The sequence below is a fragment of the Bythopirellula goksoeyrii genome (assembly GCF_008065115.1).
GTDB classification, from domain to species: Bacteria; Planctomycetota; Planctomycetia; order Pirellulales; family Lacipirellulaceae; genus Bythopirellula; species Bythopirellula goksoeyrii.
On the sequence record NZ_CP042913.1, the window covers coordinates 4,196,060 to 4,221,738 of the forward strand.

28 protein-coding genes are annotated in these 25,679 nt (G+C 50.0%); 4 read left to right on the forward strand and 24 right to left on the reverse strand.

What is annotated here, in order from left to right:
- Positions 1–113 precede the first annotated feature (113 nt).
- Complete coding sequence (locus tag Pr1d_RS16670; RefSeq protein ID WP_148074581.1) at positions 114–1,169, forward strand: tyrosine-type recombinase/integrase; 1,056 nt, start codon at positions 114–116, stop codon at positions 1,167–1,169.
- 626 nt (positions 1,170–1,795) lie between these two features.
- Here the strand turns inward: Pr1d_RS16670 and Pr1d_RS16680 are convergent.
- The 19 genes from Pr1d_RS16680 to Pr1d_RS16770 all read right to left on the reverse strand — a co-directional run bounded on the left by Pr1d_RS16680 (position 1,796) and on the right by Pr1d_RS16770 (position 16,745).
- Positions 1,796–2,635, reverse strand: coding sequence for a GP88 family protein (locus Pr1d_RS16680; protein ID WP_148074583.1), 840 nt, complete (start codon positions 2,633–2,635; stop codon positions 1,796–1,798).
- A 352-nt stretch (positions 2,636–2,987) separates the two neighbouring features.
- Positions 2,988–3,425: a TSCPD domain-containing protein gene (locus tag Pr1d_RS16685; protein WP_148074584.1), complete on the reverse strand. Its 438-nt coding sequence runs from the start codon at positions 3,423–3,425 to the stop codon at positions 2,988–2,990.
- Positions 3,422–3,769, reverse strand: coding sequence for a CHC2 zinc finger domain-containing protein (locus Pr1d_RS26745; RefSeq protein WP_148074585.1), 348 nt, complete (start codon positions 3,767–3,769; stop codon positions 3,422–3,424). Before Pr1d_RS26745 ends, Pr1d_RS16685 begins: the two co-directional genes overlap by 4 nt.
- Before the next feature lie 81 nt (positions 3,770–3,850).
- The gene (locus Pr1d_RS16695; protein WP_148074586.1) at positions 3,851–4,189 is read right to left on the reverse strand and encodes a hypothetical protein; all 339 of its coding nucleotides are present in this window, start codon (positions 4,187–4,189) and stop codon (positions 3,851–3,853) included.
- A gap of 101 nt (positions 4,190–4,290) precedes the next feature.
- Entirely contained in the window at positions 4,291–4,947 is a 657-nt protein-coding gene (locus Pr1d_RS16700; protein ID WP_168205291.1) for a hypothetical protein, read from the reverse strand.
- A 445-nt stretch (positions 4,948–5,392) separates the two neighbouring features.
- Entirely contained in the window at positions 5,393–5,947 is a 555-nt protein-coding gene (locus Pr1d_RS16705; protein WP_148074588.1) for a hypothetical protein, read from the reverse strand.
- Between the two features lie 483 nt (positions 5,948–6,430).
- Positions 6,431–6,967, reverse strand: a complete 537-nt coding sequence (locus Pr1d_RS16710; RefSeq protein ID WP_148074589.1) for a hypothetical protein — start codon at positions 6,965–6,967, stop codon at positions 6,431–6,433.
- Positions 6,968–7,220: 253 nt separating this feature from the next.
- Positions 7,221–8,669, reverse strand: coding sequence for a TraM recognition domain-containing protein (locus tag Pr1d_RS16715; protein WP_148074590.1), 1,449 nt, complete (start codon positions 8,667–8,669; stop codon positions 7,221–7,223).
- Positions 8,666–8,929 (reverse strand): hypothetical protein, encoded by a 264-nt coding sequence (locus Pr1d_RS16720; protein WP_148074591.1) that lies wholly within the window; start codon positions 8,927–8,929, stop codon positions 8,666–8,668. The genes Pr1d_RS16715 and Pr1d_RS16720 overlap by 4 nt, the downstream gene beginning before the upstream one ends.
- Positions 8,926–9,666 carry a hypothetical protein gene (locus tag Pr1d_RS16725; protein WP_148074592.1) on the reverse strand — a complete coding sequence of 247 codons (741 nt, stop codon included), beginning with the start codon at positions 9,664–9,666 and terminating at the stop codon, positions 8,926–8,928. The genes Pr1d_RS16720 and Pr1d_RS16725 overlap by 4 nt, the downstream gene beginning before the upstream one ends.
- Before the next feature lie 87 nt (positions 9,667–9,753).
- Positions 9,754–10,374 (reverse strand): CAP domain-containing protein, encoded by a 621-nt coding sequence (locus tag Pr1d_RS16730; RefSeq protein ID WP_148074593.1) that lies wholly within the window; start codon positions 10,372–10,374, stop codon positions 9,754–9,756.
- A gap of 86 nt (positions 10,375–10,460) precedes the next feature.
- A complete protein-coding gene (locus tag Pr1d_RS16735) occupies positions 10,461–10,850 on the reverse strand; it encodes a hypothetical protein (RefSeq protein WP_148074594.1) in 390 nt (129 codons plus the stop codon).
- 207 nt (positions 10,851–11,057) lie between these two features.
- The gene (locus tag Pr1d_RS16740) at positions 11,058–12,314 is read right to left on the reverse strand and encodes a hypothetical protein (RefSeq protein WP_148074595.1); all 1,257 of its coding nucleotides are present in this window, start codon (positions 12,312–12,314) and stop codon (positions 11,058–11,060) included.
- A gap of 101 nt (positions 12,315–12,415) precedes the next feature.
- Positions 12,416–13,756, reverse strand: coding sequence for a hypothetical protein (locus tag Pr1d_RS16745; RefSeq protein ID WP_148074596.1), 1,341 nt, complete (start codon positions 13,754–13,756; stop codon positions 12,416–12,418).
- A gap of 2 nt (positions 13,757–13,758) precedes the next feature.
- Positions 13,759–14,526 (reverse strand): vWA domain-containing protein, encoded by a 768-nt coding sequence (locus Pr1d_RS16750; RefSeq protein WP_148074597.1) that lies wholly within the window; start codon positions 14,524–14,526, stop codon positions 13,759–13,761.
- A gap of 146 nt (positions 14,527–14,672) precedes the next feature.
- Positions 14,673–14,957: a hypothetical protein gene (locus Pr1d_RS16755; RefSeq protein WP_148074598.1), complete on the reverse strand. Its 285-nt coding sequence runs from the start codon at positions 14,955–14,957 to the stop codon at positions 14,673–14,675.
- Positions 14,958–15,118: 161 nt separating this feature from the next.
- A complete protein-coding gene (locus Pr1d_RS16760) occupies positions 15,119–15,568 on the reverse strand; it encodes a hypothetical protein (protein WP_148074599.1) in 450 nt (149 codons plus the stop codon).
- Positions 15,569–15,794: 226 nt separating this feature from the next.
- A complete protein-coding gene (locus Pr1d_RS16765; RefSeq protein ID WP_148074600.1) occupies positions 15,795–15,992 on the reverse strand; it encodes a hypothetical protein in 198 nt (65 codons plus the stop codon).
- A gap of 3 nt (positions 15,993–15,995) precedes the next feature.
- On the reverse strand, positions 15,996–16,745 hold the full coding sequence (locus tag Pr1d_RS16770; protein ID WP_148074601.1) for a DUF5131 family protein: 750 nt from the start codon (positions 16,743–16,745) through the stop codon (positions 15,996–15,998).
- A 958-nt stretch (positions 16,746–17,703) separates the two neighbouring features.
- On the opposite strand from Pr1d_RS16770, the gene Pr1d_RS26750 reads away from it, so the two are divergent.
- Positions 17,704–17,880 (forward strand): ATP-binding protein, encoded by a 177-nt coding sequence (locus Pr1d_RS26750; RefSeq protein ID WP_390622091.1) that lies wholly within the window; start codon positions 17,704–17,706, stop codon positions 17,878–17,880.
- Between the two features lie 329 nt (positions 17,881–18,209).
- Here Pr1d_RS26750 and Pr1d_RS16780 read toward each other — a convergent pair whose 3' ends face one another.
- From Pr1d_RS16780 to Pr1d_RS16790, 3 genes are all read right to left on the reverse strand, one after another.
- Complete coding sequence (locus tag Pr1d_RS16780; RefSeq protein ID WP_168205292.1) at positions 18,210–20,402, reverse strand: sigma-70 family RNA polymerase sigma factor; 2,193 nt, start codon at positions 20,400–20,402, stop codon at positions 18,210–18,212.
- 497 nt (positions 20,403–20,899) lie between these two features.
- A complete protein-coding gene (locus Pr1d_RS16785; protein WP_148074603.1) occupies positions 20,900–21,436 on the reverse strand; it encodes a hypothetical protein in 537 nt (178 codons plus the stop codon).
- Positions 21,437–21,527: 91 nt separating this feature from the next.
- On the reverse strand, positions 21,528–21,908 hold the full coding sequence (locus Pr1d_RS16790) for a hypothetical protein (protein ID WP_148074604.1): 381 nt from the start codon (positions 21,906–21,908) through the stop codon (positions 21,528–21,530).
- 645 nt (positions 21,909–22,553) lie between these two features.
- Here Pr1d_RS16790 and Pr1d_RS16795 point away from each other — a divergent pair.
- Complete coding sequence (locus Pr1d_RS16795) at positions 22,554–23,372, forward strand: ArdC family protein (protein ID WP_148074605.1); 819 nt, start codon at positions 22,554–22,556, stop codon at positions 23,370–23,372.
- Between the two features lie 163 nt (positions 23,373–23,535).
- Here Pr1d_RS16795 and Pr1d_RS16800 read toward each other — a convergent pair whose 3' ends face one another.
- Positions 23,536–23,913: a hypothetical protein gene (locus Pr1d_RS16800; protein ID WP_148074606.1), complete on the reverse strand. Its 378-nt coding sequence runs from the start codon at positions 23,911–23,913 to the stop codon at positions 23,536–23,538.
- Positions 23,914–24,415: 502 nt separating this feature from the next.
- Here Pr1d_RS16800 and Pr1d_RS16805 point away from each other — a divergent pair.
- Complete coding sequence (locus tag Pr1d_RS16805; RefSeq protein ID WP_148074607.1) at positions 24,416–24,739, forward strand: hypothetical protein; 324 nt, start codon at positions 24,416–24,418, stop codon at positions 24,737–24,739.
- 188 nt (positions 24,740–24,927) lie between these two features.
- On the opposite strand, the gene Pr1d_RS16810 is transcribed toward Pr1d_RS16805, so the two are convergent.
- The gene (locus Pr1d_RS16810; RefSeq protein WP_168205293.1) at positions 24,928–25,344 is read right to left on the reverse strand and encodes a hypothetical protein; all 417 of its coding nucleotides are present in this window, start codon (positions 25,342–25,344) and stop codon (positions 24,928–24,930) included.
- Positions 25,345–25,679: the final 335 nt, after the last annotated feature.

The following is a 25,679-nucleotide window of genomic DNA, read 5'->3' on the forward strand; positions in this document are numbered from 1 at the left end:
CAAATCGCTGGTTGAGCCCGACTACCCACAATACTACCCACAATCGGGTAGCGAGCCAACCGAATCGGACGTTCCAGACCTGTTCCCTCACACGGTTATTGGAGAGTCCGATTATGTCCCGCCCTTCAACTGGTAAGCCCTGGCTACACGAATCTTCTGGTTATTGGTGCTCCTCGGTCGAGCGCAAACGTGTCTATCTCGACAAAGACTACAAAACCGCCTGTAGGAAACTGCGGCAGTTACGGTCTGAACGTAAAAAGGCCGAACAAGGGGCCTCTTCGGAATGGCTCACGGCACCTATCTCAGATCTGGCAGATGAGTTTCTCGACGATATCTTGGCTCGGAGGAAACCATCGACCCATACCAATTATTGTTACCAGCTCTTGAGAGCCCTCTCAATTATTGGTCCCTCAACTCCTGTCGTGGAAATAGGAAAGCTTCATTTGGCCAAAATCGAGCAGAAAATGGTAGGCCGGTACAGTCCCTCAACTATCCGAGACACGATTGCTGTAGTACAAACAGTTTATGGCTGGGCGGTGAGGCACGATTTGCTCTTTGATAATCCCTTAGTCGGTTATGAAAAACCTCGTGGGCAGGCTCGCACGCGAATAGTATCTCCTGCCGAGTTTCAAACACTACTCCGGCACAGTGATCAGAGTTTTCGCTGTATTCTCTTAGCACTCCGCTGGACCGGATGCCGACCCGTGGAGATTCGAACACTTGTGTGGGATTGGGTTGACTTAGAGGCGGGTTGTTGGATTCTCAGAGATCACAAGACGATTACTAGACAGAGGAAACCAAGACCTCGGATCATTCCCTTGCCAATCCCTATGCTAAAATTATGTAAAAGACTTTCTCAGCAGAATCCTGACCCGGATAGCTTTGTTTTTCTCAATGCTCATGGAACTCCTTATACAAAAGACACTCTATGTCGAAAGATGTCACGAGTCAGAAAACGGGCTGGCATCCAAATGAAGGCGGGAGAGCAACTCGTTCTCTACTCAGCTCGACATACCTTTGGAACGGAGGCTTCTGGCAAAGTCTCTGATATTGAACTGGCGGAGTTGATGGGACATACTGATGTGCGGACCACACAGCGTTATGTCCATATTGATACCGATCGCCTCAAGGAAATTCAACGGCGGGCCATCAATTCAATTCGGAGATAATATTCGTTTCATAAATGCATAATCAGCGGAATGGCATAACATAGAGAACGGGTTCCTCTTCTCTGTTGACTTTCACAAAGGAATAAATACAGTACGGCAAAGGGCAATTAGAAATCGACCGGTCGGCCCGTGGCACCCTGAAAGTACCCACAATCAGTACCTGCGGGCCGACCGAATCGGACGTTGTTGCTTTTCTGATTCCTCGGAGAGTTTTACTCAGCCTCATGTCTAAGTTCGGGAAAATGCCTCAGTGATGATTTACTCGTATTGCGATGGCTACGTTGGGGCGACTGTCTCCCAAGGATCGATGATTCCACTGCCCATTCCATTTCTGCTGCTTCGACATATTCATGAGGGATTCTCAGCGCCTTCCCATACTTACCCGCCGAAGGAATCTCAAAAGCGCCCAATTTGCCCGTTAAAATGAGTTGGCGCACTCGCTCTGGACTGATTCCCCACTTCTTCGCTACTTGGCCGATTGAATGACTACGGTGAGGAAGGTTGCTGCTTACCATCGATTTATTCCTTGACTTTCAGCACAGACGCTTTTCTGACTTCCTGTGTTGTTGATCCTGCACTAACTCAAAAGTGGAGGCAGGAGCACGATGTGCTCCTACCTCCGATAGCTAAGCGGCGTTCAAGACGTTTAATCTGGCAGACGCATCTGCCGTCCTTACCACAAATCCCGAGAGGTCCTCCCGTGCAATCCCTTTGGCACTGAGCCCAACAACACATCCGGTTTTGTCCAAAAACCGAGCATCGTGCTTGTCTGCTGGAATAACGTGGTATCCATTCCAACAGTCGGGAACGACTGGCCAAAACACCACCGCGACATTTCCTCCTGCCTCAAGCAACGCCTCAGCGTCGCTGTTGTTCTTTTCACTGAGTGAAAACGTCAGGTGGTAATTCGGCGGAAATGGCTGGTCGACCAATCGGCCTCTAAGGAAGTGCCACATCCTCGGTCGGAGCTTGGTGTAGTCGTAAAACTGAATGTCGTTGAATTCAGTAAACAGCTCACCATGAAGCCGCTCCCAGGGTATGTCACTCGTGCCATTGAGCCGAACGGCTGGTACTAGCCCTAAGGCCTTGGCTTCGGCGCGCAAGTAATAGAGATCAGCCCTCAAAAGGTGCATAAAGTGCTCCTGGTCTTCGAGGTACAGTGCTGATCGCCTGTCACGAGCGTTGGCCGATTGCAGCATCGTCATCCGACCTGAACTGTGCCCCAAACAAACTTTGAGGCACGACTGCGTAGCTGAGGGACAAAATACCCCCGAAGTCAGATAGAGAATCTTCGAGAGAACTCCAACTTTTCGGGACTTGTCTGTCTTGGTTGACGTACTGAGTAACTGCCGTGGGGGACCCAACTTTTCGAGAATCTCCTTTGCGGTAAAGTGGTGAAAAAACGACTGCGGATCTCCTGTGCGAAGTACCCGAAGTAGCGAACGTTTTGTTTTTCTCTCTGTCATCTATGCCTCTCTCTTTGTGCAGCAAGGTTCACCGAGGTGGGTGCTGCACATCCCTAATTCCTCGCCTTAAACCCACAGGTCTAAAGCCAGGAACCGAGAGCAAGAAGACGGATGCCTGATTAAGAAAAACGCCTAGCTAAAATAATCCTGGGGTTAAAGGGGGTTATGATTGAATGCTTAGGGAAAAACTTGAACTAATGCACGCTTGGTTGGAGTCCGTGGAGGTACTGTCCGCTTACGCTGTCGTTGCCCGTGACAAGGGGCTACGCCTTCGCATGAAGAACGGGTTCCTCTTCTCTGTGCTGGGAGAATCGCAGCTGGTTAAGGATTATTTTATTTTAGGTACTGAGTTTTATGCCGTCGTTTCAAAGGTGAGGCTTAGCCAACGAAAAATATAGTCGCTGAGGCTAGTCGCTCTGGGGATCCCTGCATGCTTGGTCTCGCCGGCTGGTTCATAGCGGGTATCACGGAGTTTGTTGGCCAAGGTCTCTACCGGGACTCCATGTTGCAGACAAAGCGACGTCAAAATACCAATAGTGTCTGCCAGCCCTGCCATGGTGCTTCCCTCTTTGGCTAACTTGAAAAACATCTCGCCCGGAGTACCGTCATCATAGAGCCCTACTATAAGATACCCTTCATGGCCTGCGATGTTAAACTTGTGGGTGATCGAATGTCTCGTTTCAGGAAGTCTTCTTCTCGCTGCAAACGTGGCCGTGGCAAGCGGCGTATCGGAGCCTGCTGTTTGACCAGGTTGTGTTTGTTCAGATGGAGTATTGTGCTTATCAGTCATCGTCTAAATGCTCCTCGGATCGGCACCTCAATCCCTGTTCGCTGGCAGACCTCTCGTGCCGCCTGGTAGAGAGATAGTCCAAAATATTCACTCGCCAGGTCCAACTGATTGCCCTTAGAGCCACATCCAAAACAGTGGTAGGCATTTTTATTCAAGTTGACTGAAAAACTGCGACTCCGCTCGGAGCTTGATTTGTGGATCGGACAGGGGCCGCGTAGCTGATCGCCGTGGCAAGTGACCTCTTGCCAATCCATGAGTTCTAAAATACGCCGCATCGGGACTTGCTCCCTTATGGCTGCGTAATCGATTAAATGAGTTGATTGTTGTGATTCAAACTGTGTCATGCCTTGACCTTATCACGCTCCTCACTGCTAAACAAAACTATCTGCCCTGAAGAAACTATTCTTTTCAACAAATCAACTGCCTTAACTGAGCCGTGGAATCAGCTGGTACCACACCGCTGACACAACCAACAAAATCCGCTGGTACTCATAATGGAGTGTTTTTCTATTGGGTCCCCCGGTCCGAATGGTGAGCCGGTTACTATGTTTTTCGCGATAAGCGTGCCCACCGGGAAACGCATAGTCAATCTTGTCACTCCCCCACAGTCCCAAGAAGTTTCCGCGATACCAGCGGTCATAGATGATCAGGTCACCACTGGCGAGCAGAATGAGCGTATCATCGACCGTCACATGGTCATCGGCGTGTTCGTCGCGGGTATCGAGCAGGGGCAACCTGCCCCACTGGATTGTTGTGGTAGCCATGGGAATTGGTGTTCCTTTCTTTTGAGAAAGTCTCTTACTTTGAATAAATGGGGCTGCACAACATTGTGCAGCCCCCCAGGGTTGTGGGGCCAGGAAAGTCCTTAAGACTCGCTGTCGTCAGGTGGAAGCTGAAGAGCGTCCGACTGCAAGGAAGTCGGCTCTTGGACGAGGCATTCCATCACCTTCGTCCACAGCTCTTTAATCTGCCTGCCTGAAGTCGCCAGCCAGACCGTATCGAGCAACTCTTCTTTTTCACGTCGAAGCAGGAGGATTCGCCTGCCAAGCTCTTGCTCAGCCAGTAATTCCTCCTCAAGGATCGCCGCACGCCTCGTTACCGCAGCAGTCACTTCGAAGGGAATACTGCGGTAAGAGTGGTCATGACTCACCTCTTCAATATCGCAGCCTCGAATCGTGGCCACCATTTGCCGTATCACTTTCACATCTTGTCGTTCAAGACGCTTCATCTCTTGCGAAATGGTGTCTCGCTGCTCCATCAGCAAATCGATCCCAAGCAACTTCGTTGCCTGACGTTTTGCTTGGGCTTCCGTACGCTCAAGCAGTCCAGGATCTTTCGTGCTGTACACTGCCTCAATCGCTTTGTCGATTCGTCTCGCAATGCGATCTTTCCAATGCTCACGTTCTGTTACAGTTAATGCCATGTTGTGTTCCTCCTTGAATAGTTCACCGCCCTCGACAACAGGGACGACGGTGACTGTTAATGGTGTCCCTCGCCAATAGCCCAACGTGCCACTAGCCAAGTCCCCACTTCCCGAAACAAACTGGCATCAAGCTGGGAGCGTGATAGTCCAGCCCCATTCTCTCAATAGCCTCCGAGGAGAGGTCACCGCAGTGACCTTTCCCCGAAGACAAAGGGTGCTAGCCGCAGCCAATTACCCGCAAAACGTTGGTATGAATGCCACCAACACCTTCCACGCGAACTCATGCAACTGCTCTCGAAGTTCAGATGGCCAGCGCAAATAACCCGCTAGACAAAATCCGAATCCAAAGAGCATGTAAAAAAGCCTTTGTTGTCTCGTGTCGTGGTAGTTCCTTCTAAATTTCATACGCTTTCGCTCCTTCGTATGTGGTCGTAAGGATGTTGAATTAACCGCAGTCAATAAAAACTTCCAGGCGAACCGAATTAAACCGACCTTGAAAAGCGAATCTTGACAAGGAACGGAAAAAACACACAGGGTGAGTCGTTTACCAAAGTTCTAGTGGCACCTCACGGTAGTGCTGCCAAAGAGTCTGGATTTTTTGTTTGCTATAACCTCGTCCTAAGAGGTCAATAACGATCTGCTCTCCGTTACGCTCCAGCAACGCATCTGGACGCTTCTGGTTGTCGTGAGGAATCGAATCTTCTGGAGTCAATTGGAGACCTTCCAAAGTTGACTGGGCATCAAGCCTCAAGAACACTTCGGCAAGATTAATGTCATGTTCCACTTCTCGTGGCCGAGGCTCCCGGCAATGTCCTCCATACTCTGCTACTGCTTGGGCCGTGGCGGTGATGCAGATGGTTCTCGTAGGGACAGCCATCTTCCAGCGTTTTTCATTCTGCCAGGCAATTTGACTAATCTCAGGAATTATGCTTCCTGGGCTCCAACGAAGTAGAGGTTCGTTGAGTTCCAGCCGGCAGACCATCCCCTGCCAACTCATTGCCAGCCCACGCTGACTGAGTTTGCGAATGACTCGATAGGCGCACTCTTGCGGATGCTTCTTGTCGAAGTAAAAATAGTCTGCCAATTGGGCAGCGGTCATGACGCGCACCTTGGTTGATAGCGTTTTGATAATCTGCGTTGTCGTATCACCCAGCACCTCGCTTGCCACCCTGCCCTCATTCCAACTGCGCCCCCGGCGCCAACTTACGTGCTGTCTACTTACCTGCCCGCACCCCGACTATCCGTCCTCGCCCCTGCCCTGCGAATTTCTGACGTGCCGCCCCCCGCCTGTACCCGACACTTTGGCACGATTCGCCGGCCCGCAATCCGACGTATCACAGGGTTGCCGCCACGGGATCGTAGCCCTATCGGACAAGAGTTGGTCGCAGCCACAGCGAGGACAGGCCTCTAGAGGCCGTTGGGAATAAAACTTTGCCGAGCAGGCTGTACAAGCGAGGTACAGCTGACTAACTTCGGGATCGGTTGCTGGATTGTGTTTGTTGGTCATGGGACGACTGGGAAACAATTTGTTTTAAAAGAGGAGGCCTTTGGGGCCTCCTCGCGGTTTGGAAGAGAGAGTGCCTTAACACACGGCAAAACCTCCACAGTGCCTCAGAAAGCCGATAAACTCTTGCATATGCTCACCAGTTACCCGGTAAGGAGTTTGAGTTTCGACTTTCGGATCGAGCTGCGCTAGTTCCTCGGGACTAAGCAGTCGACCATCGGCCGTTTTACGAAGTGTTGCGTGTACTTCGATGCCTCCTGGCTTTTCACGCAGCAAGGCTTCCATCCGATCGGCGATCTGATTGCAGGTTTCCTGGTCCTCAGGTCCATCGCCTCCGTTAAATGCCATTGCCTCAATTAGCTCCTGGTCTAATACATCAGCACACGTTCGGTACATCGCCTCATGTAGCGGTAACCAGCTCCAGACACTTGCTCTAAAGTAGTTACCCTGTTCATCACTCGGCTCTCGTCCATAGACATCCATTCCCATGGTTCGTTCCTCCTCAATTGGACCGAAGTCAGACACAACAAGGGGCGACTTCGGTACGTTTGTTTGCCCCTCGCTCAAGACCGCAGCCCTCAGCGAAGTCCAAACCGAATGAAAAGGACAAAACATGAGAAAACTCATTCCAAAACCGTACAGGGAGCGGGTCAGGTCTGCTGCGGTAAGTTGCAGTGTTTCTAACCAGCTCCCAGTAAGGTTTCGAAAGCTAATGTGGACGGATTCACTCCTTATGCAGAGCGATGCATCTAGAGGCGGGGAAGCATCCATTTGCCAAAGAGCATTCCATTTTGGAGAGGTAAGCGTGAGCAACATAGTTTTCCCTTTTAGTCGTTAATGGTCGTTCTTGCGCAGAGGCAGAATCTTGTCACACGGAGAGCTTCCACTTTTCTTCTTGCTTGAGTGCCGCTAGGAGTTTCCGCAGTGCTGCCGCTCTTTGATCGTGATGTGCGTCTCTGGAATCTGTTGAGACTTTCACAGAACACTCCTCCTTGTGAACTGAAGGAACTGTTTGTGGCACAACTTTGCGTGGGAGTGGCAAATTGCTTAGCTCAGCGTGCTTCTCGAGTGTTGTCGGAAACTCTGACATCATGCGAATTGGTTCCCGGTGACCTTTGCCGTCGTTAAACAACAGGAAGAACTCGCCAAACGTACTACTTGTATCGATCACGGAGTTACGTTTCAGAATTGGCTCTTCATTCTCTTGCTCACTAGTAGTGGTCCGCAGGCCCGACCGGGAGGTACCAAGCCTCGGAACGATTTCGTCTTTGCTGTAGCCTTGCAGATCGGCTAGTTCCTGGCCCTTACTCGTATCCGTCGTGAAGAACGCCTTCACCGCGCAATTGTCGCCCACCACTTGTGACATGTCGGTACCACGACTGCTTCGCAGCTGGGCTTCTGATTGATAGAGCATATGGATGCGAATCCCATACTTGCGGCTGAGGACGAGGGCATCCTGAAAGCTTTGGCCATGCACGATCTGGGCCGCCTCATCGATCACCAGAGGAATGTTCCGCTTCGATTGCCCAGTTTTTTGGCGATAGGCGGCCGCGTTAATGACCGTCCAGGCAGCGAGCGTCCCTACTGCCCGGGCAGCGAGCGGCTCTTGCAAAGTGGGCAAGAAGAAATAGAGCACTTGTGAATCTTCGAGGGCCTCATCCACATCAATCCGCTTAGTAGGATCTTCTCCCCTGGTTAAGGAGGGATAGTCGAGTAACTGGTCGAGTGCATAAAGGGCTTCGGCGGCTTCGCGGCCCTGTTTTTGTCGCTTGGCCATCTCGGAAAGTTCTTCACCTAACTCTAAGAGCGTTGGCGACACGACTCCTTGGTGGCCCAGTCTGATAAACGCTTCCCGGATCGTGGCGTAATTGAGACGCCCGAAATAGCCCGTCCCAAACCCTTCAGCATAGGCGAGATTCAGCCCAGCAGTCACAAAATTTGCTTTTCTGGCCGAACTGCCTGAGAGGCTCTTACAGCTTTGCAGTGGGTCAAAGAAGTACGATTCATCCAAAGGGTCGAGCGATAGCCACTTGAGTACTCGACCCAACCGTATACATTCTTCCATAATGAGGTTGAAGGTAAATAAGTCACCTCCAAGGTCGACTATACATAACGGGTCGATCACCTCCTTGCCACCCACTTGGTAAGGCTGGAGATACTGGAGCATGAGCGAAGTCATGAGCACTGATTTCCCTCCCGAAGTCATGCCCCTGATTTGCATCATGGTGCCGTAGTGAGCTACGCGGGAGTAGCCCACACGTTGGCCGGTAGCCAGATCCGTGCCATAGCAAATTGAGTCACTACGAGCTTTCATCATTCTTCCTTGATGACGTTATAGGTAAAGAGGTCACCCCCGAGGTCGACAATACATAACGGGTCGATCACCTCCTTGCCACCCACTTGGTAAGGCTGGAGATACTGGAGTATTAGTGAAGTCATGAGTACTGATTTTTTACCACCCGTTTCGCCGCGAATTTGCATCATCTTCCCGGCGTGGGCTGCGCGGGAATAGCTCACTCGTTGGCCGGTGGTCAGATCCGTGCCATAACAGATAGAATCAGTACGAGCTTTCATCATGACTTCTTTCTCCGCTCACGCAGACAACGAGCCAAAGTTTCGGCAGTCGGTCCCAGGCCGACTTGCACCTTATAGCCCCCGAAGCGAGCATCGGCAGCAAGACTTTTTTCCAGCTGAGCAACCCGTTCGGGAGTATGGCCGAGGAGGACTAGTCCCAACTGGCCACTTCTTACCCACGCTGCCTGACGCTTATCAGCTAGTGCCCGCTCGAAAAAGCTAAGCGCCTTGTTCCGCACAGCAGCCGGTTTGCCGGTCGTTGCCTGGAAGACCCGTAACACTACCGGCTCGCCAAACTCTTCTGTGACGATATGCGGCACATTTGCCGCCAGGCCTGCCTTGAGAGTTTTCATTTCTTCAGGCAAAAGTCGGTACCGTCTGCTACCGGGCTTTTCCAGAAGGCAGTAATACGCCACAGCAATCGCAGCATCGAGGGCCACCGGTCCCGGCTGCTTCGGTTTGATCTCGCGGCCAATCTCTTTGCCGCCGGCCGCAGTCAAGGTCGCATAACTGAGTCCTCCCGGCAGATCCATGCCTTGTACGTTTAGCCAGTTCCGGTCCCCAAACCGGCGGAACACATGTCCCGCTTCTTTCCCGCCAAAGAGGGACTCGCTCACCGTGGCATTTAGCGCTACGCCATTGCGATACACGTGTCGCAGCACGGCCAGGTCACGGGCTGCGTATTCGGCGGCTTTGCGGCGGAGGGGCGACGGGTCGGGTGGTCGTGCGGTGGTCGGCATAGTGGGGTGCTCTTTCTCGTGTTCATCGTGGCGCAAGTTCGCGCCCGCTCTAGGGTTCGGTCGTGGGTTTCGTGTTCTGTGGGCGGCTCAGCCAGCTGACAACATGGCGCCAGAAAAAACGGTCCGGGGAGTGCCAAAATTTTGGGTTGCGTAATAACGATGTCCCTGTTTCACAACACCGATTCCCACCTCGTGGTAGTCACCGACAAGGTTTCGCTGATGTCCCGGGCTGTCGATCCAGCCCTGATGGATACTTTCGGCAAGCTCGATAACCGTCAGCCGAGGATCTTCCCAGTACGCCAGGTTCTCGGCACATGCGGAGTACTTGTAACCAAACTTTGTGATGCGATCCCAAACTTCCACGCCGTCGCTCAACACATGTTCAAATTCTCCCAGAGCAATCATTCGCCCATTGTGATAGAGCGAAGACTGCTCGAGCTTTTCATTCCAAACCACTTGAGGCAAGCCAAGGGTCAAGCGGTAGTAGTTGAGCTTCGCAAACAACAGCCACGCCATCTGGGCACATGCAGGATCAGTTTGATGAGTTGTCTTGTTGGGGAGAGGCGGTAACGGGTCGGTAGCGGTTGCCGACTGGAAAGACTTGTAGATAAATCTTGAAAGCTGCCAGACAAGACTCACAGCATTCACCACCACCCAGATCGGCAAGGGTAAGATGATAACGCGGTGCTTGGTGGTTTTAGGCTTCATCACATCTTGTCCCTTGACTAGAAAAAAGTGGGGCGAGCCACTTGCTTGTTAAAAAGCAAGTGACCCGCACCCGTTCGACTAACTACTTAGGCCGCGTTTCCTGAGAGTAGCCCCATTAAAGGCGACTCACCGTTCTCGCGGGCTGGAAAACCGGCTTTCGCCCGGTCAACCACCGACTGAAGTTCCTTCCCGAGCGCGCTCAGGTAGTTCTTCAGTTCCAATGGACAATTGGTATCCTTGGCAAAGACTCCGCATAAAAATGCGATCGCCTCAGCCGCGTCCCCCAATTGCTCAGGCTTCATCGTGCGATACGAACGACCTCCCTGTTCATTCACCCGAGATAGGCCCCATAAGGGTCCCCTTTCGGTAATGAACAAATCCGTGATCGTTGTCTCATTTACACGTGCAGATTCCGTGGGACGAAATCGTTCTCCGTTGTTTCTGCTTCCGTTTTCAATGTGCTTGTTGTTATTCATGAATAACCCCATAGCTTTGCTCCTCTTTATGTGGTGTTGCTTTTGAAATCGTAGAGAGCAAAAAGCAGCACCGTTATCAGTTCCGCTCTCCTATAGCCATTCCCTCAGGAGCGGTAATAGCGAAGCGAACAAGAGCAAGAAAACGAAAATCAAAACAAACTAGTAGTCGTCGAACAAAAAACTCGCTTTCTGTTTTTAGTGTGTTTGTTATTTCCTGGAATGAACTTCTTTGAGTCTCTCAATTTCATAGTGACTCAGTCTGTGAAGGGTCCACTGATGCATAGAATTAAGTGGGATAAAACGATTGTCGCTACTTAGTTTGTGGGCGCGAACAAATATCTGGAGTGTCGAGGCATCGGTGATAGCAATCTCTGCATCACTTACGTCGAGCCTTTGACCATTCCACATGGCAAAAATTAGTTGATCGAATTTCAAGACACCACTCTCAATGCCGATCGTTCCTGTGGCAGAGGGTATCTGCTTGGAAAAGTAGAGACCGAACTTCAGCTGCTGGCCTTGCCGAGAAAGAGCAACGCAAACTGGCTTTGTTCCCAACCGCCAGACTCCGGCAAGTGATGCCAGATCACGCTCTGATAAGAAAATGCGGTCTTCCCCAAAAGGGTCGTCCCAGCCTTCGCCAAAGGGATCTTCCAATAAGGAGCTCTTTTGAGGAGACTTTGCAGGTGGACTCCACTGGGGAGTTGGAGCGCGGTAACTGGCTAATTGGGTGTGGGAAGGCTTGACCTCAGGATTTAGATCACTTTGTCTTGAGTGCGGAGCTTGAGAAGCAATTGGATCCTGACTAGCTTCCTCCACCTTGTTAAGTTCCACAGTAAATTCTTTGGTCGTAGCCGCATGGAACGCTTCGAGCTGTTCTCGCAATCTTTCGAAGGCGTTAGTGTATTCGAGAAGAGAAGCAATAAACCGTTCGGTGGAAGGGTCTGCTTCATCTAATAAGAAGATTACTTCTTCCAGACGCCCTAAGAAGAGCGCGGTGTGTTCGATGTAGCGCAGGTTAGCATCGACTTCGCTAAGAGAGGAGGGAATTTGGCCCTTCAATCGAGTGAACTTCTGCGCAATGGCCTCCAGGGATTCAGCCAAGAGTTGGTACTGCAAAGCAAGATCTCGATAAGGCTCTTCTTCGGCAAATACACGAAATGCCCTGGCAGCATCTAAGAATACAGGGATGGCGCGAGTGAGTTCCTCTTCATAATTTAATGCGTTAGCTTCGACCTCATGGTGGGAGCGAATGACTTCGGAAGCCAGTTCCAGTAACCTCGGAGCCAGCCGCTTCAGTGCGGCCAACGTCTCTTTTTCACCGAGGGTGTGACCCTCCTGGATAGCTGCAATCGCCGCATCCACATCTTCAAACATTTTATTGAGTGACTTTTCGAATACAGCTTGCTCTGCTTGAACCTGCTCTCTTGCCTGACGGATAAGTTCTGAAACGTGCTCTGTTTCCATCTGAAGCGCGTGCTTTCCAGTTCTATCCAATTCGCTCGCTGAAAGAGAGCTGTTATGGCAAAGGCATAAACAAAATACAAAGATCGCAAATGGGACGACTTTCATTTTTCGCTCTCTTTCTGAATTGCTTGCCACAGTGACGGGATTTCACCTGGCTTACTTTTCTTAAGCTTATGGAGGGAAATCGCTGGAGGAGCTGGAACAGCCCGCGAATTAGATTTGATCAATAAGGCATCTGATTGTGTTAACTTCTGACTTGGGAGGGCATCGCGTTGTGTTGACATTTCGCGAGGGTTCGTCACTGCCTCATGCGAATATTGATTTACGGAGGAAGGAAATGGCAACATACTAAGTAAATTAGAACTCAGCCCGTAGCTACCTGCTGCGTAGGCTGCGACTCCCAAAGCGGAAACCGCTGCGACAGCGACCACCTTTCGCTTCCGGTTTGGTTTTTGGGCTCCCTTTCGTGCAGGTCGTTTGATGGGATGCGAAGGGATACTGCCAGTTTTCACGCACTCCCATTCCAGGTCGCTAAGTGTGACGTCACCGCCTGAGTCCAGACGGCTAAGAGCGTTCTCCCAGTCGGCAAGCTTTGGCCTTTCGTCGTGCTTACTATGTCCCACTTCAAAGGTCTTGCGAAACAAGAAACTCAATTCCGGATCAAGCGTATTTAACGGTTGGGTTCCGCGGCGTGGCTTGAAATCAGAATGTTGACTGGAAAAGGCCCAATAACCTTGTTCAATGCGGTCCTGTCTGCCTGGTTTGATCCCCGCACCGACAAAACGACATTCAAACGGGTGGTCTCCCCGCAGGATCATCCAAAGGGAGACTGCCAGCGACCAGGAGATATGCAGCGATGTGGTAGCTATCTCGTCCAGCCGCTGTTCTCGCCAAGGGGCTAATAGCTCCGGGGCCAGCCAGTCGGGCTTACCTACACCGCAGAGAAATTCCACACCGGGCCGGGTTATTTGCCAGGAATCGATATCAATCTCGGTGGTCTTCCCCTCAGGATCAACCATGGCATTTGGCATATCCCCTGGAAAATAACCAGCCCGCTCCAGGTCGATCAAACCCCTAACCTCATTGAGTGCCACCCGCGTTTTGAAATCAGGGTTTAACCAATCTGCGGCAGTCATTACATCCCCAAGATCAACGCTATTGTCTACTTTCTTCATCAGGTAGAACTTGGGCTCGCCAGTAGCCTCATCGATTCCGATGTCTAGCGGCCAGGCGTAGTTGTGACTGTCCCTGGAGGGAACTATAGTGTTCTGAAGGAGATATCGAATCTTTGCCTCAGGAAACTCGTCGAACATTTCTTTGAGAAACATTCCACCATTCGTTTCATGCAGAAAGTTCCGTCCCATCCCCCCAGCGGCATTTGTTACCGGAGGGCCGAGGTTGATCGAGTAACCAGACTTTTCCAAACGCACTTTTCTGATCATGGTTAACCCTCCGCTATGAGCGAACTGCCCCCAAAATTTTCTAGTCTCAATTGCTGCCCGGGCATGGAAGCCCCTTTTCTAGTCAGGGAACGGAGTAGCCAATCAAAAAACTTGGTAAAGTCCTCGACGTCTTTGAGCCACACTGGCGGACGTGAGGCTTGAGCCAATTCACAAGCCACCTTCTCGTCCACCATGTCACCGGCTCCCATGATGAAAATATTCACTGCCTTTTCGGTTGCTTCATGCTTTTTTTCGAGGGCCTGCTTGTGCTTGGAGGGGTCCCCGAGCAAAAAGTCCGAAAAGAAGAATAGCCAGGCACTTCGTACATCTTGATCATAATCACGAGAGCTTTTCGCCATCTGGTTGATGCACGCATCGATCATCTCGATGTACAACTCATAAATCCACGTTCCATAACTCGTTGGAAGTGGTGGCATTTTGAAAGCATCAGCAAGCGTGAAGTCGCAATAACACTTAGTGGGTGTATTTTCTCCAAAGCCAAAGATGGCGAACTCGATTTTTCGGCGCAGACTCGGCATGTCGCAGACCTGGGAGGTCAGCCTCTCAGATCCACTGGCAATCTCGGTTTGCGCCGAGTTAACGAGTGTCGATGGCGAATTATCCCAGCCGATTGCGACTTGATGGACCTCGCCCGGTCGTATTCTCTCATTTCGAGGATACGCAAAAGATTGCAGTGCCCGAGTTGAAGATGATTGTTCCGGCTTTCGAAGAATAAGCGAGTTGGAAATCGTTTTGAATGGGTTTATCATTTTGTTCTCGTTCTTTAGTTACGCCAATCAGATACTTACAGTTGACTTTACTATTTGAGTGTAATTGATGAGTAAAACGTGCGAGTGAGGTCAGGTTAGTTGCACGAGTTGCGGAACATTCCTGCCTCACTCGCCGCTGGAACTCGTCAGGCAGATTCTCGATTTGAAATTACTGCGGCCTGCTGCTGAAACCAATCCGTAGTCAGGCGGCACAACTCCGCAATCACTGGCAAGTCTTCGGGAGCAAAGCTCCCTGTATCCCTCCAGCCATTGTCGTCTTTCTTACGATCGCTTTCGGAGAGACGATAGATCTTGTGAAAGTTCGATCGGTAGTAGCCACGACCGAACTCTGACTCGTTATGCCAAATCGTGACTCGAACGGTCCCCAGCTGGAATTCTTTGGCAGGTAAAGCTGCTTTTTCAGAGGGCATGGAATAACTCCTAACAAAAATGGAAGGCATCCATGCAGAAATGAAATTGCTCTGTCTCCACAGGGCAGCTACACGATTTCAGGCTCTTTTCTTCTGGACAACTTGCTATACAGGTATCCTTCGGAGCAGTAATTAAAACGCAATACTCAAGGATGGATTGGTTACTTTTCAACATTCTTATTAACTAGGTGTCCAGTCGAACTGACTGGCTTTTGCTTAATTTCTACAAATTCCTTCAAGAGGTTCGCCGCCTCTCCAGCTGGTAGCGAAGCTAGATTCGATCGCAAGGCTTCTTTTTGTCGTGCAGAAAGCCCCAATGCCTGGAGCCGCTGTCGTGCTCCAACTTCCACCACGACCTCTAATTCATCGCCTCTAGTAGCCCATAGGACTGGGATGAGTTTAGTTGTGGGAGCCAGCCCATTGTCTCCTGATGAGTACTCCAGACGCTCACTGGTGATTCCAGTTATTTGCAGCGTTAACAGCCAGTCACCATTTTCATTCTGCTCAGAGACGATCAGACACCCTTGCAGGTTAAGTTGTAAACAGGTGCAATCCCCAATTTCAAAATTCTCTGGGAGCTGACGCCGATGCTTGTGCTTGGACTTCGCCATATTCGTACTCTGTAAAATGTTGTAAGCGTGTGTTATACAATTTAAACAGAAAAAACCCGAATAGCTTCGCATCGCATGATTCTAATCACGCGATAGGAGGCCAGCCGGGTATCGTGCGTTTGCGAGTTTGCGTCGAGTGTCGAGCTCGACTACATCTTCACTATCGAATGATCACATCTCTAAGTCAATCTAACTTTCTCTGACAATGTCTTGTTACGTCTCGATTTCAGGCAGCGGAGTCGTTCCTCTTGCGCAGTTCATCATCTAGCTCGACTAGAGCAATCTTCTCATAGTAGTAGTATCGTGCTCTGGATCTCTTGGTACGTTCTTTCCACTCGGCAATGCAATCTTCCACCTTTACAAATGAGGTGTCCAGAATCAATTCTTTGGCTATGTCAATCAGTTTTCTGGTTTGTCGTCGCATGCCTTACACCTCAACGATAGTGGGGGGAGGAAAGTTTTGGCACACCACGCCGTCAATCAGTCCATTGGTGAGAGGAGTTCCCCTCTCCTGATCGTAATATTGTTTAAAGTAGTGAGCAGTGTTGGTCTCAAGGCACTGCTGATTGATATCTCTTACCCACCCAAGATCCATCGGGCGTCGGGTACCTTTGGCTGCTTGCTCACAGCCAGTGATTACCCAGTCGATACCAGACAGGTAGTGATGTAAATCCAATGACCCCAGTAGCGGCTCGGCGGAGATAAACTTAACTCTCGCAGGAATCTTGAGAAGATCAGCAATCCGATAGTAGGACTGGGGATGACCACAGGTCACTCCCAGCCAGACATTCGAATAGCCGGCCATGCCCCAATCTGCAGGGAGGCACTCCGTTATTCGTTCGGATCGCTTCGTCAGGATCAACCAATCAAGCGCCTCACACTCACGGATGAGTTTCCAGATGTCTCGTCGCCACGCATCTGCTTCCGCATGAAAGAAATCCGACATTGAGCAAGTAAATACCCGTCGCCGAATCGACGCATCCTGTGCCTTGCGATTCCACCGCAATGGTATTTCCCAGGTCTTGGTGCGACGTGGGCCAGCAAACGGATGCTTGATGCCGGCACGTTTCATGATTGCTCCGATGTAGCAATAGCGGCATTCTTCACTCACTTTTTCACACCCCCACCAGGGATTGAAAGTATGGTGCGTCCAGCCGATTCCAGATTTTTCTGCCATGATCGTCCTCCGAAACTACCAACTATGTGCTTTCCGATAGCCGGATCGGGACCGTTCGACAGCCAAATTGTGCCCCGACGACACCTATCTGGCCCGGTCCCGATCCAGACTTCGAAAACTTTTTGTATTGAGGCAAGCCGCAACTTCGATTTCTCAATCTGTGGTTTAGTACATCAACCCTTGGACATTTTGTAGCTAACTGCCAAAGATGCCTTGGAAGTTGGCGATTCTGTCTGATTTGTTTGCAACTTCAGGTAATCTTGAAAGGTTGTTCAACGGAAATGGAAACATGCCACTTCGATTTAAGGGAGCACTAGCCAAGTTAAAATCCGAACATACATCCACGTAAAATCGAAAGGAGCAATAGCCCAAATATGACTTTCCGACAAATCCCAATCCAAAGTTGTAGCGGTGTTACCGTTTGCATTATCAAATAAACTATTGCTTAGGCATTCATTGGACAGGCTTGTTTCTTAGAGGCCCTATCTAGACCCTCAAAACTTGACGTCACCCTATACCATCGTTCAAGTTTTGCGGAAAAGAATGTGGTATTGGGACTGCCTCTTAATCACCACAACACTCAAGTCACGCCGACATTTTGTGCATGTACCTATAAGATCTCTATGTTCGAATGGACTGCCCTAGAACTAACTGAGCACCACATTTTCTATTTATAGTTCGACCTGCTGGCATAGGCGACCTATCTTGCCAAGCTGAGCAGCTGAATCGCTCATGCATGTAGAATTATTTCTGATCTTTGTTACGGTGGTATTTATTCGCCGCACAATTGCGACACCTCATTAGCTAATGGAGCTGGAACGCACCTAAGTTTCCAACTTTCTTGGAAAATCTGCCGAAGCGAAGCGGAGAGTTCTTGTTCGAGATCAGCATGCGAGGTTACGAACTCCGCTCGACAATTACGACCAGCAATTGTCCCTTGGAGGACTGAGGCAAGCTGATTGGCGATGTTCCGGTGGCCACGGCCATCCTGGACCGCTTCCTTCAAGATGCGGAGTTGATCGAGATCACCGGTCGTAGTTATCGCCTACGCGGCAAATCTGGTCACGAATCAAAACCTGCTAAACCCGATCACCGGTGCGCCACCAACAAATCAGCTCATGAAGCAGAGAAATAGCGACGAACATCACTCTAGCAAACACCAATAACTCTGGCCGGTGTAAACCCGATCATGCCTGGCCGGTTTAAACCCGACCCGTGACTGCCTGCCATTAAGGTAGGGTTTGTCAACCCAGCGAAGTTACCCCAAACCCTACCTTCATATCGGGTGGTACAGGAATTTGATACCGGTCAGCTGGCCGACTTCGCTGGAGATACGCTGGTTAGCATTGAGGACATAAAGAGTGTAACCGAGTATTTGGTATACCAGAAGTGGTTATTGCTACGTTGCTTATAAGAGAGTACGTACGTCTATTGAAACCCGAATCAGATGTCATGCTCGAGAAACTAAAGGAAGTTTACTTCAATTATGGCATCGATTAAAGAATCGTACTGCTCAGGGTACTTCATCCCTTCGATGGCATATTGATATTCTGACAGGACAGTGGCAATTATTTTTCGATCTCTGGATACGGTGCTCTTATCAACACCCAAATACAAAGCTATTTCATTTGGTGTCATCGACTCATTCACTAACATTCTCAAGATCAACTGCTGTCTCTTGGAGAGCGATGCAACTGCCCGACGGAAAGCTTGTATTGTTTCTGCCCAATCAACCAGATCCACGTTTGGAGCGAGACCGGGCACTTGGGATGGACTCAAATACACATGCCCACTTAATTGATCATACTGAGTTTTCAATATATTCCTTATCCAACCAAACAGATACTTTTTCAGATTCTGGCCATCGGTCCAAGATCCTATCTGTTCAAGCCGCTTTTGATTGAACTTGCGATCCGCGCGCAAACGCAGTAGGGACTCCTCGATGAGATCCGCCAATTGTAGACGAGAGCATTCATGAATTATCCCTAATTTGATTAGGCACTCTTCTTTCTTCCAATATAAGGTCTCGAAAAACTCGCCGCAGTCCCTGTATAAGAATCGCAAAAAATCTTCATCACTCAGTGTTTCATGGGAAGAACAAATTCCGTGGAGCAACAATATTCCAGCATCCTGGACGGAGAAATCACTTCGGGTTGAATGTCCGAATAGTCGTTCAAGTAGTGAATGATTATCTTCACAGACATGTTTGAGTATGAAAAAAGACGTTGGGCCGAGTTCACTTAGTAAGCCAAGCGAAAGCATAGCCCTAGATTCCACTACCTTGCTTACTTCGTTTACGAGTCTTCCAGCAAGCCTCTTCCTCTCGAGTATGGTGAGGCTATTAAAATAGAGTTGAGGAGACTTTAAGGCGGCAAGTGTCGCTATCCATTCACTTGGTTGATCAGTGTTATCATTCGCGGGCACGAACTGCTTGAGCAAAACCATTCCAAAATCTGTGTCTATTAATTCTCCTTCCGATTCTAGGAGAGACACCAGCCCAGGCCAGCCCATATAAATGCGATGAAGTCGTTTGTCTATGTGCTTAAAGAATGTACTCCCATGTAAAGCGAACCAATCAGCCAGTATTAACAGAAACCCGGGACGTGGTCGGAAGTTAGAATTCACAACCAAACGGCTAGCAATGCGGTCGAAAAGCAGCACCATCTGTGGTGTTGTGTCAGGCGGTATGCTCGATAGAAAAAACATGATCTCTCCACCGTCAAAGCGATAGGTGTTAAGGCACTGCACCGTAAAGTCTTCAGCAAACTGTTTACCAAATCGGATTGCTATACCTTCAATTAATTTGTGGACATGCGGCCAGAAAACTAGTTGAAGTCGGCTGTGGATATCACTTAACCCTACTAAAGGATCAACATCCTCTACTGACGCCATCTTGCTAGCCTCTTGAAAATCTAGCCTGCTATTATCAAGTGCCTCGCAGAATGCTACAGATATTTCGTCGACAAACTTCTTATACTTGAATTCACCAAGGCCACCATGCTTGCAGTAGGTGAGATAATTTAGACAAAGCACTACTGAATCCGCCGCAATACTATCTAGCTTCTCTCCCCAATGCTTTAGCAAACACGGCAACAATAGAGAGGCCCATTCACCATAGGGCACCAATAGCGAGATAGCACCAATAATTGAGATTCTGCCAGAATTTATCCCATGGGTTGCCCTGCTAAGTACGGCGTCGAGTCCTTCAGGTGGAGTTGCTGCCATGTCCTCAACATCTTCAATGAAAATCCCTCTTGACCCTTCACATTCGAAACCTATATCCTGAATTTCTAGAAATCCCTTCCTGAAATTCTTTACAGTAGGTGTGATGTAAGGTTTGAAAACTACAGCTACAGCATCGAAGATCACTTTGAGATCTTGCCATATTTCTGTGAGCACATTTTTGGGGAGTGGCAATGATTTCACTGTTGCTGCAACATCAAGTAACCCTTCCTGAATGGAAAAAATCTCTTCATCGAAAAGACTTGGACAATCAGGCCATTCGCGATGAATAGCCAAGCATTTTACTAACGACAGCACTGAATCTGTATTAATGGTGCTTTCAGGATTTGCCCAACATTTAAATACTTGATCGATAGCCGGTGTCCCTGCAATTCCTAAGGACATTATTTCTGAGAGAAACGATTGATCGTTCAAAGAGCTCTCCGCGGCAATACTCAGTATCAGCTCGCGTCTTACTTTTGAAGAAAGGCGCCTCTGGGGTTTTAGATTCGATAGCCGGCGGAGTAGTTCTCGGCATGCCCTGCTTCCAACATCGGCGCAATTTACAGCTCTTGATTGGTCGCATCTAGACTCTTGTCCAACTGTAAAATGCTGAGTATTCACAGGACGCATAGTGGATCTACTCACTCTTTATTAGTGCCAATAGCTAGTTACATTATTTATGGAGATTCGATCTATAAAAGTTTCCTGAATTTTTATTTTTTTCCCTCATTGATTCTTGGACTATTATTGGCGCGACTTCAATTCAGTTCTTGCACGGAGGACAAAAAATTCGCCCCTTGTAGCAAGGCATGGTAGAATAGGCAGAATGAGGGAGTAAAATGCTCTGTACATAGGCTTCTACGAGGCAAAAAATTCGAGGAGAGTTATTAATATTTGAGATTTGAGCCTAATTATCTGACCCAGAATTGCTAACTATTTGAGGTGGCCCATACTTGACGGGCGCGCGGTTCCTTGAGAAATACAGCGGCACATTCCCGTTTAAGAAGTTCCCTCTGCAAAATACCCACCCGCCTGGGAAGTGGCACTTCAATCGGTCGATCAACCAACTGTATCAAGCTCCGATCCAGGGCTTCGGCGGCATCGTGCCCAAAACCACTGGCATAGGCTTCCAGCAAATCCCGGTAGTGCTCGGTAAGCCTGTGGGCCTCGAGATTCATCGCCAGGTAAGTGGTTTCGTATTTTGCTTGCGTGGGAAACGGCCGTCCACTACTTGGCGAAAGGCCTCGTGACGCGCACTCGGTCAAGAACGCCAGGTCGTGAAGCAAAGACCACAGTTCTCTGGCATGCTCTTCGGTGAGCGCTCGAATCTGAGTTTGATTTGGCGTCCCACAACCCGTTATGGCATCACAAAAGACCCCTGCCTCTACGGCCTCAGGAAGTGGTTCAGGGAGGGGTAGTGTCGCTTCCCCGAACTCGGCACTGCGAAAGACAGCTAATTTTGCCACTCTTCTCAACATGTCCTTCTAAGTAGCACGAGTTGGCAGAGAAATCAAATGTGTGGAATTAATCCGCACTCAGTTGTCGTCACTCTCCGCATTAGCGCCACCAATCGCCGTCTCCTTCAACTGTCTCACGAAGCTTCCGCAGGTCAATTTTCAGATTGATGATCTCTTCCCACTGATATCGCATCATCATAGCAAACTTCTGACGCGTCTTATCGAGAACCGAATCAGTTAGCGGCTTTACCAACGGTTCTGCCTCCTCAAAAAATACGACCAAGTCAAGGAACTCTTCTGTTGACAACTTGAGAAGCGATTGCTTGATGGCACTCTCAACCGCAATACCAAGCTCATCTCTCCGTTCTTCAAGAAGCCCTTCCACGAACTGAGAAACCGTCCGCTCAACGACCGCCTCAATGAACTCGGGCCGCTCCTTGATAACCTGTATTAATTGTTGCCGTTCATTGATGCTCTGCACTTCATTCTACCTCCCTGGACTCCGGACGCCTGGACCTGAGAATGTTTACATAGCCAGAACAAACACTCGCTGACTCCTTTTACCCCACGTCACCTGCTAGGAGCACGTAACGTGGGGCTTTTTTGTTGCCCTGCTTGGTCTCATGGGACTCACACAGTTGCCGCGTCTTGGAGAGGCCTTCTCAGTATACGTTTTGGTGGCTCTGGCTCTCAAGTTGAGTACCTCCCCAGTCGTGCTATTATTTTCTCTACGACAGTGCCTGTGGCACTTGCTCTTTTCATGATTGCTGTCGGGTAGACCGCAAGCGCAACCCGCCGTCTCCAGCAGGACTGCTCCCACGCAGACTTGCTCGAGGCTGGCGGCGTGCAGCACTAGCTTTTGAGAAGGTTCTATTGACCCTTTGGGGGTCTTGTCCATTGTTGGCGAGACGACTCGTTCGTTGACCAACTTTCTCAACTTCGCATCCATCACGCGGTGAACGGACGAATTACTCGGCCCTTCGCTGTGGCTCTGCCTAGTTGGCAGAGATCTCGATGGATTCTGCGTGAGTGTTCTTAAGTGGCAACTGCTGCTGACGGACGCTCCCTTCCCTATTCCGGTCTGCGAAGGCTCTTCGCAGTCCAACTCCCACCAGGAGAACTTACCATGAAAAGAGACGATGCTAAGAAACTGAGTGACGAAGCTTTGGAAGAACTTGCCGCGCAGCTTGCTGCTGGCAAGAGTGAGGAACTCACGAAGTTCCTCAAGACCATGAGCAGATTTCACAACTACTCGTTTGGAAACTGCATGCTCATTGCCAGGCAAATGCCGACCGCGACGAGGGTCGCTGGCTTTCGGGCTTGGCAAAAACTCAACCGCCAGGTTCGCAAAGGAGAAAAAGGGATCTGTATTTTGGCCCCCTTAGTCGGCAAGAAAAAAGCCGAGGATGGCAGTTCAGAGTCCGAGGTGTTTGGCTTTCGCGCCGTCCATGTCTTCGACGTGTCGCAGACGGACGGCAAGGAGTTGCCCGATATCCATAAAATTGAAGGGGATCCGGGAGAGAAGCTCTCCCGGCTTCACACCACAGCCATCGGTCTTGGGATTACACTCTCCTACGAGGAGGACTTGGGAGGTGCCGATGGTATTTCCCAAGGAGGGAGCATTGTACTTCTCTCCGGTCTTACTGCGGCAGCTGAGTTCAATACGCTCGCCCATGAGCTGGCCCATGAACTCTTGCACCGGGGAGAAGACCGTAAGACGCTATCGAAGACGGTGAAGGAACTTGAAGCGGAATCTGTCGCCTATGTGGTCTCCACGGCGGCTGGACTTACAGGAGCCCTGGAGCAGTCGGCTGATTACATCCACTGTCACGCTGGAGACTCGGAGCAACTTGCTAGGAGTTTACAACGGATTCAGAAGACCGCTTCGCTCTTGTTAGAGCAGTTAGAAGCGGTCCCACTGGAACCACTCTCGGAAGTCGCTTGAGAAATTGTCAACGAAAGGAGGTTTTTACAAGAGGTTCTGGAAAAGCACGCTGCACGTCGCTCCAGACCTCTCTTTGGGAATTGAACTTCCAAACTAAGTCGGGCTTCTTCTCTCTGGTCCTAAGAGGCTCCTTAGCAAATGATTCTCGCTGAAGTTGACAATGTTATTCGTCTGCTTCGTCCTCCTCTTCCTGATTCACGCCCCGCTTCCTCCAGTTGGCCTCATCATCGATGTTTTTGCAAAGCTCCTCCAGCTGATGCTCCATCATGACCAACTTCAAGGCGAGATTCTTACGCAAGTCGACGAGGTGGCTGATCGCTTCCCGCCGCATCACCACTGGCAGCGATTCCTGGCTATTTCCCCGCAGCTCACCATCAAAGGCATTCTGAGCAACTCGCCTTCCCTCCTGCCTCACCAATTCGCCCAGTAGTTTGTTGACCAGTTCCTCCTTCTCCTTGAGAAACTCGCGAACCACCTCGGTCGTTGCTTGCCGGACTGCCTTCTCGACTAGCTCCGGGTAGTCCCGGGAAAACTCAAACATCAACTGACCCTCTGTCATCGTTGACTCATCTCTTCTCTTAGCACTTGTGTTGCTTTCCTAGATACGCCCCCTAAATGCGACGGCCGCTGGCCCTTCGCCCTCTGCACTCGACAATACCCCTGGCGGAACTAACATCGCCAACTCCTTTCTCGGCTCGTTGCTACCCGCAGGACGCTCGGTGGTAGCGGGCTTTTTTTGTGGGTTCGCTCTCTTCGATATTGCGCTCAACTGCCTACTCTGGTCAGAAGTGTTTGGCACTAGACTGGCCTTGGGGCATTCTCGTAGTGACTTCTGATTGTATCACTCAGGTCAAGGGCTACTTACTATCCCACCGCTAAAGTTTTACCTCGGTTTGATTTCGCGTGGAGTTTGAGCAACAAAAGTCGAGCAGAGTGCTTCTCTCTGGAATTATTTCCGTTGATGGCCGTGGGCACCAGTTACGAAAAAATCTCTTAAATCACACTTTCTACACGAGGCGACATAACACCAGAAAAAACCAATCATGCAACAGCAACGAACTCTTGATTTTGAGACCACGGTGATGCTTTTTCCATTCCTGCGTGACGACGTGGTCTACCAGCGATCACAATTAGCAAAGGACGTTAGCAAAACTCTACTGAATGAACTTCGCGAGTCGTTGTGCGAAGAAGTTTGTTCAACAGCTCAGTTCGAGGTCCGCGAATTGCTTCCGAAGATGCTAACAGAAGTACTAGAGGTAGAGATTCGGGGTTTGGTTAAGCGGGCATTCATCGAGCAACTCCGCGAGCTGGCGAACGAGTTTCGCGAACCAGAGGATCCTGCCGATTGGTGGAAGGGTGGAGAGTAACGAAGTGCGCGGACTCATTCGCCGAGAATGCTTGCTCCCAGATCCGAGAGTGGTTAGGGTTTGGTGAGTCCAGCAAATGCTTGGCTATTCAAGCATTTGCCCGATAAGTCTTCTTATCAGGCGACATAAAAACGTAGTATTTTCGAACAGATAGACTGATTGTTTCGCCAGAGAATGCTCGAACGCGTCTAGGTGCCTTCCTGAGATCCTTCTGGTTCTTCTATTCGCAGCTCTAGTTCATGGCCAATTCTAAGCAAGTGATCCCTTAACTCCTCACTTGCCTCACGAAAAGCAGCGCTAAGTTCTTTCGCGAACGTTATCCGGTCTGACTCTGGTACGTTCATCCAGCCGCCATAACGTTTTGTCACAACGTTTGGCAACCATCGTAAGTTGTCGCTCTTAGTTGAACGAAGCAGCGGAACCAAAGCGTTGCGGACAAACGACTCCTCACTGTGTGCCTTTGCGGCGTTTTCAAGACGATCGGGGAATAGGTCAATTACCGCCGCAAGCTGCTTGTTCGGAGCATCAGCCATTTCGATCACCCTGCGAGCAATAGTGTCTTGTTGATTGCTCGGAATAACTTTATAAATATCGTCCCACAGCACTGGCTTCTGTGCGAGCGCCACGGTTCCGTCAAGAACAGCTCCTAGTAAACCTTGAAATGCATCCGCGAAATTGCCAGCAAGGGTAAAGTGCCGATCGTTTCTTCCTACTTCAACAGGTTAGTTGGCTCTCTCGTCGCAGGATTGAAGAGAGTTCCTCCACTCTTCGACATTACGCTGATTTAGGTACTCTTTTATCGAAGTTCCGAAAGCGTCACTCTGGGACATCGCGTCATTTCCGATCAGGCAGATCGCGCAATCTGTGCCATGGCAAGCTCCTGAACTAGCTTTAAAGGACGTTCTCTCAAGATACCTCGGGGGTGGACCTTACCCCATTA

Coding starts and splice junctions, on each gene's coding strand:
- Pr1d_RS16670 (WP_148074581.1), top strand. CDS start 114: ATGTCCCGCCCTTCAACTGGTAAGCCCTGGCTACACGAATCTTCTGGT.
- Pr1d_RS16680 (WP_148074583.1), bottom strand. CDS start 2,635: ATGACAGAGAGAAAAACAAAACGTTCGCTACTTCGGGTACTTCGCACA.
- Pr1d_RS16685 (WP_148074584.1), bottom strand. CDS start 3,425: ATGACTGATAAGCACAATACTCCATCTGAACAAACACAACCTGGTCAA.
- Pr1d_RS26745 (WP_148074585.1), bottom strand. CDS start 3,769: ATGACACAGTTTGAATCACAACAATCAACTCATTTAATCGATTACGCA.
- Pr1d_RS16695 (WP_148074586.1), bottom strand. CDS start 4,189: ATGGCTACCACAACAATCCAGTGGGGCAGGTTGCCCCTGCTCGATACC.
- Pr1d_RS16705 (WP_148074588.1), bottom strand. CDS start 5,947: ATGACCGCTGCCCAATTGGCAGACTATTTTTACTTCGACAAGAAGCAT.
- Pr1d_RS16710 (WP_148074589.1), bottom strand. CDS start 6,967: ATGTTTTGTCCTTTTCATTCGGTTTGGACTTCGCTGAGGGCTGCGGTC.
- Pr1d_RS16715 (WP_148074590.1), bottom strand. CDS start 8,669: ATGATGAAAGCTCGTAGTGACTCAATTTGCTATGGCACGGATCTGGCT.
- Pr1d_RS16720 (WP_148074591.1), bottom strand. CDS start 8,929: ATGATGAAAGCTCGTACTGATTCTATCTGTTATGGCACGGATCTGACC.
- Pr1d_RS16725 (WP_148074592.1), bottom strand. CDS start 9,666: ATGCCGACCACCGCACGACCACCCGACCCGTCGCCCCTCCGCCGCAAA.
- Pr1d_RS16730 (WP_148074593.1), bottom strand. CDS start 10,374: ATGAAGCCTAAAACCACCAAGCACCGCGTTATCATCTTACCCTTGCCG.
- Pr1d_RS16735 (WP_148074594.1), bottom strand. CDS start 10,850: ATGAATAACAACAAGCACATTGAAAACGGAAGCAGAAACAACGGAGAA.
- Pr1d_RS16740 (WP_148074595.1), bottom strand. CDS start 12,314: ATGGAAACAGAGCACGTTTCAGAACTTATCCGTCAGGCAAGAGAGCAG.
- Pr1d_RS16745 (WP_148074596.1), bottom strand. CDS start 13,756: ATGATCAGAAAAGTGCGTTTGGAAAAGTCTGGTTACTCGATCAACCTC.
- Pr1d_RS16750 (WP_148074597.1), bottom strand. CDS start 14,526: ATGATAAACCCATTCAAAACGATTTCCAACTCGCTTATTCTTCGAAAG.
- Pr1d_RS16755 (WP_148074598.1), bottom strand. CDS start 14,957: ATGCCCTCTGAAAAAGCAGCTTTACCTGCCAAAGAATTCCAGCTGGGG.
- Pr1d_RS16760 (WP_148074599.1), bottom strand. CDS start 15,568: ATGGCGAAGTCCAAGCACAAGCATCGGCGTCAGCTCCCAGAGAATTTT.
- Pr1d_RS16765 (WP_148074600.1), bottom strand. CDS start 15,992: ATGCGACGACAAACCAGAAAACTGATTGACATAGCCAAAGAATTGATT.
- Pr1d_RS16770 (WP_148074601.1), bottom strand. CDS start 16,745: ATGGCAGAAAAATCTGGAATCGGCTGGACGCACCATACTTTCAATCCC.
- Pr1d_RS16795 (WP_148074605.1), top strand. CDS start 22,554: ATGAAAAGAGACGATGCTAAGAAACTGAGTGACGAAGCTTTGGAAGAA.
- Pr1d_RS16800 (WP_148074606.1), bottom strand. CDS start 23,913: ATGTTTGAGTTTTCCCGGGACTACCCGGAGCTAGTCGAGAAGGCAGTC.
- Pr1d_RS16805 (WP_148074607.1), top strand. CDS start 24,416: ATGCAACAGCAACGAACTCTTGATTTTGAGACCACGGTGATGCTTTTT.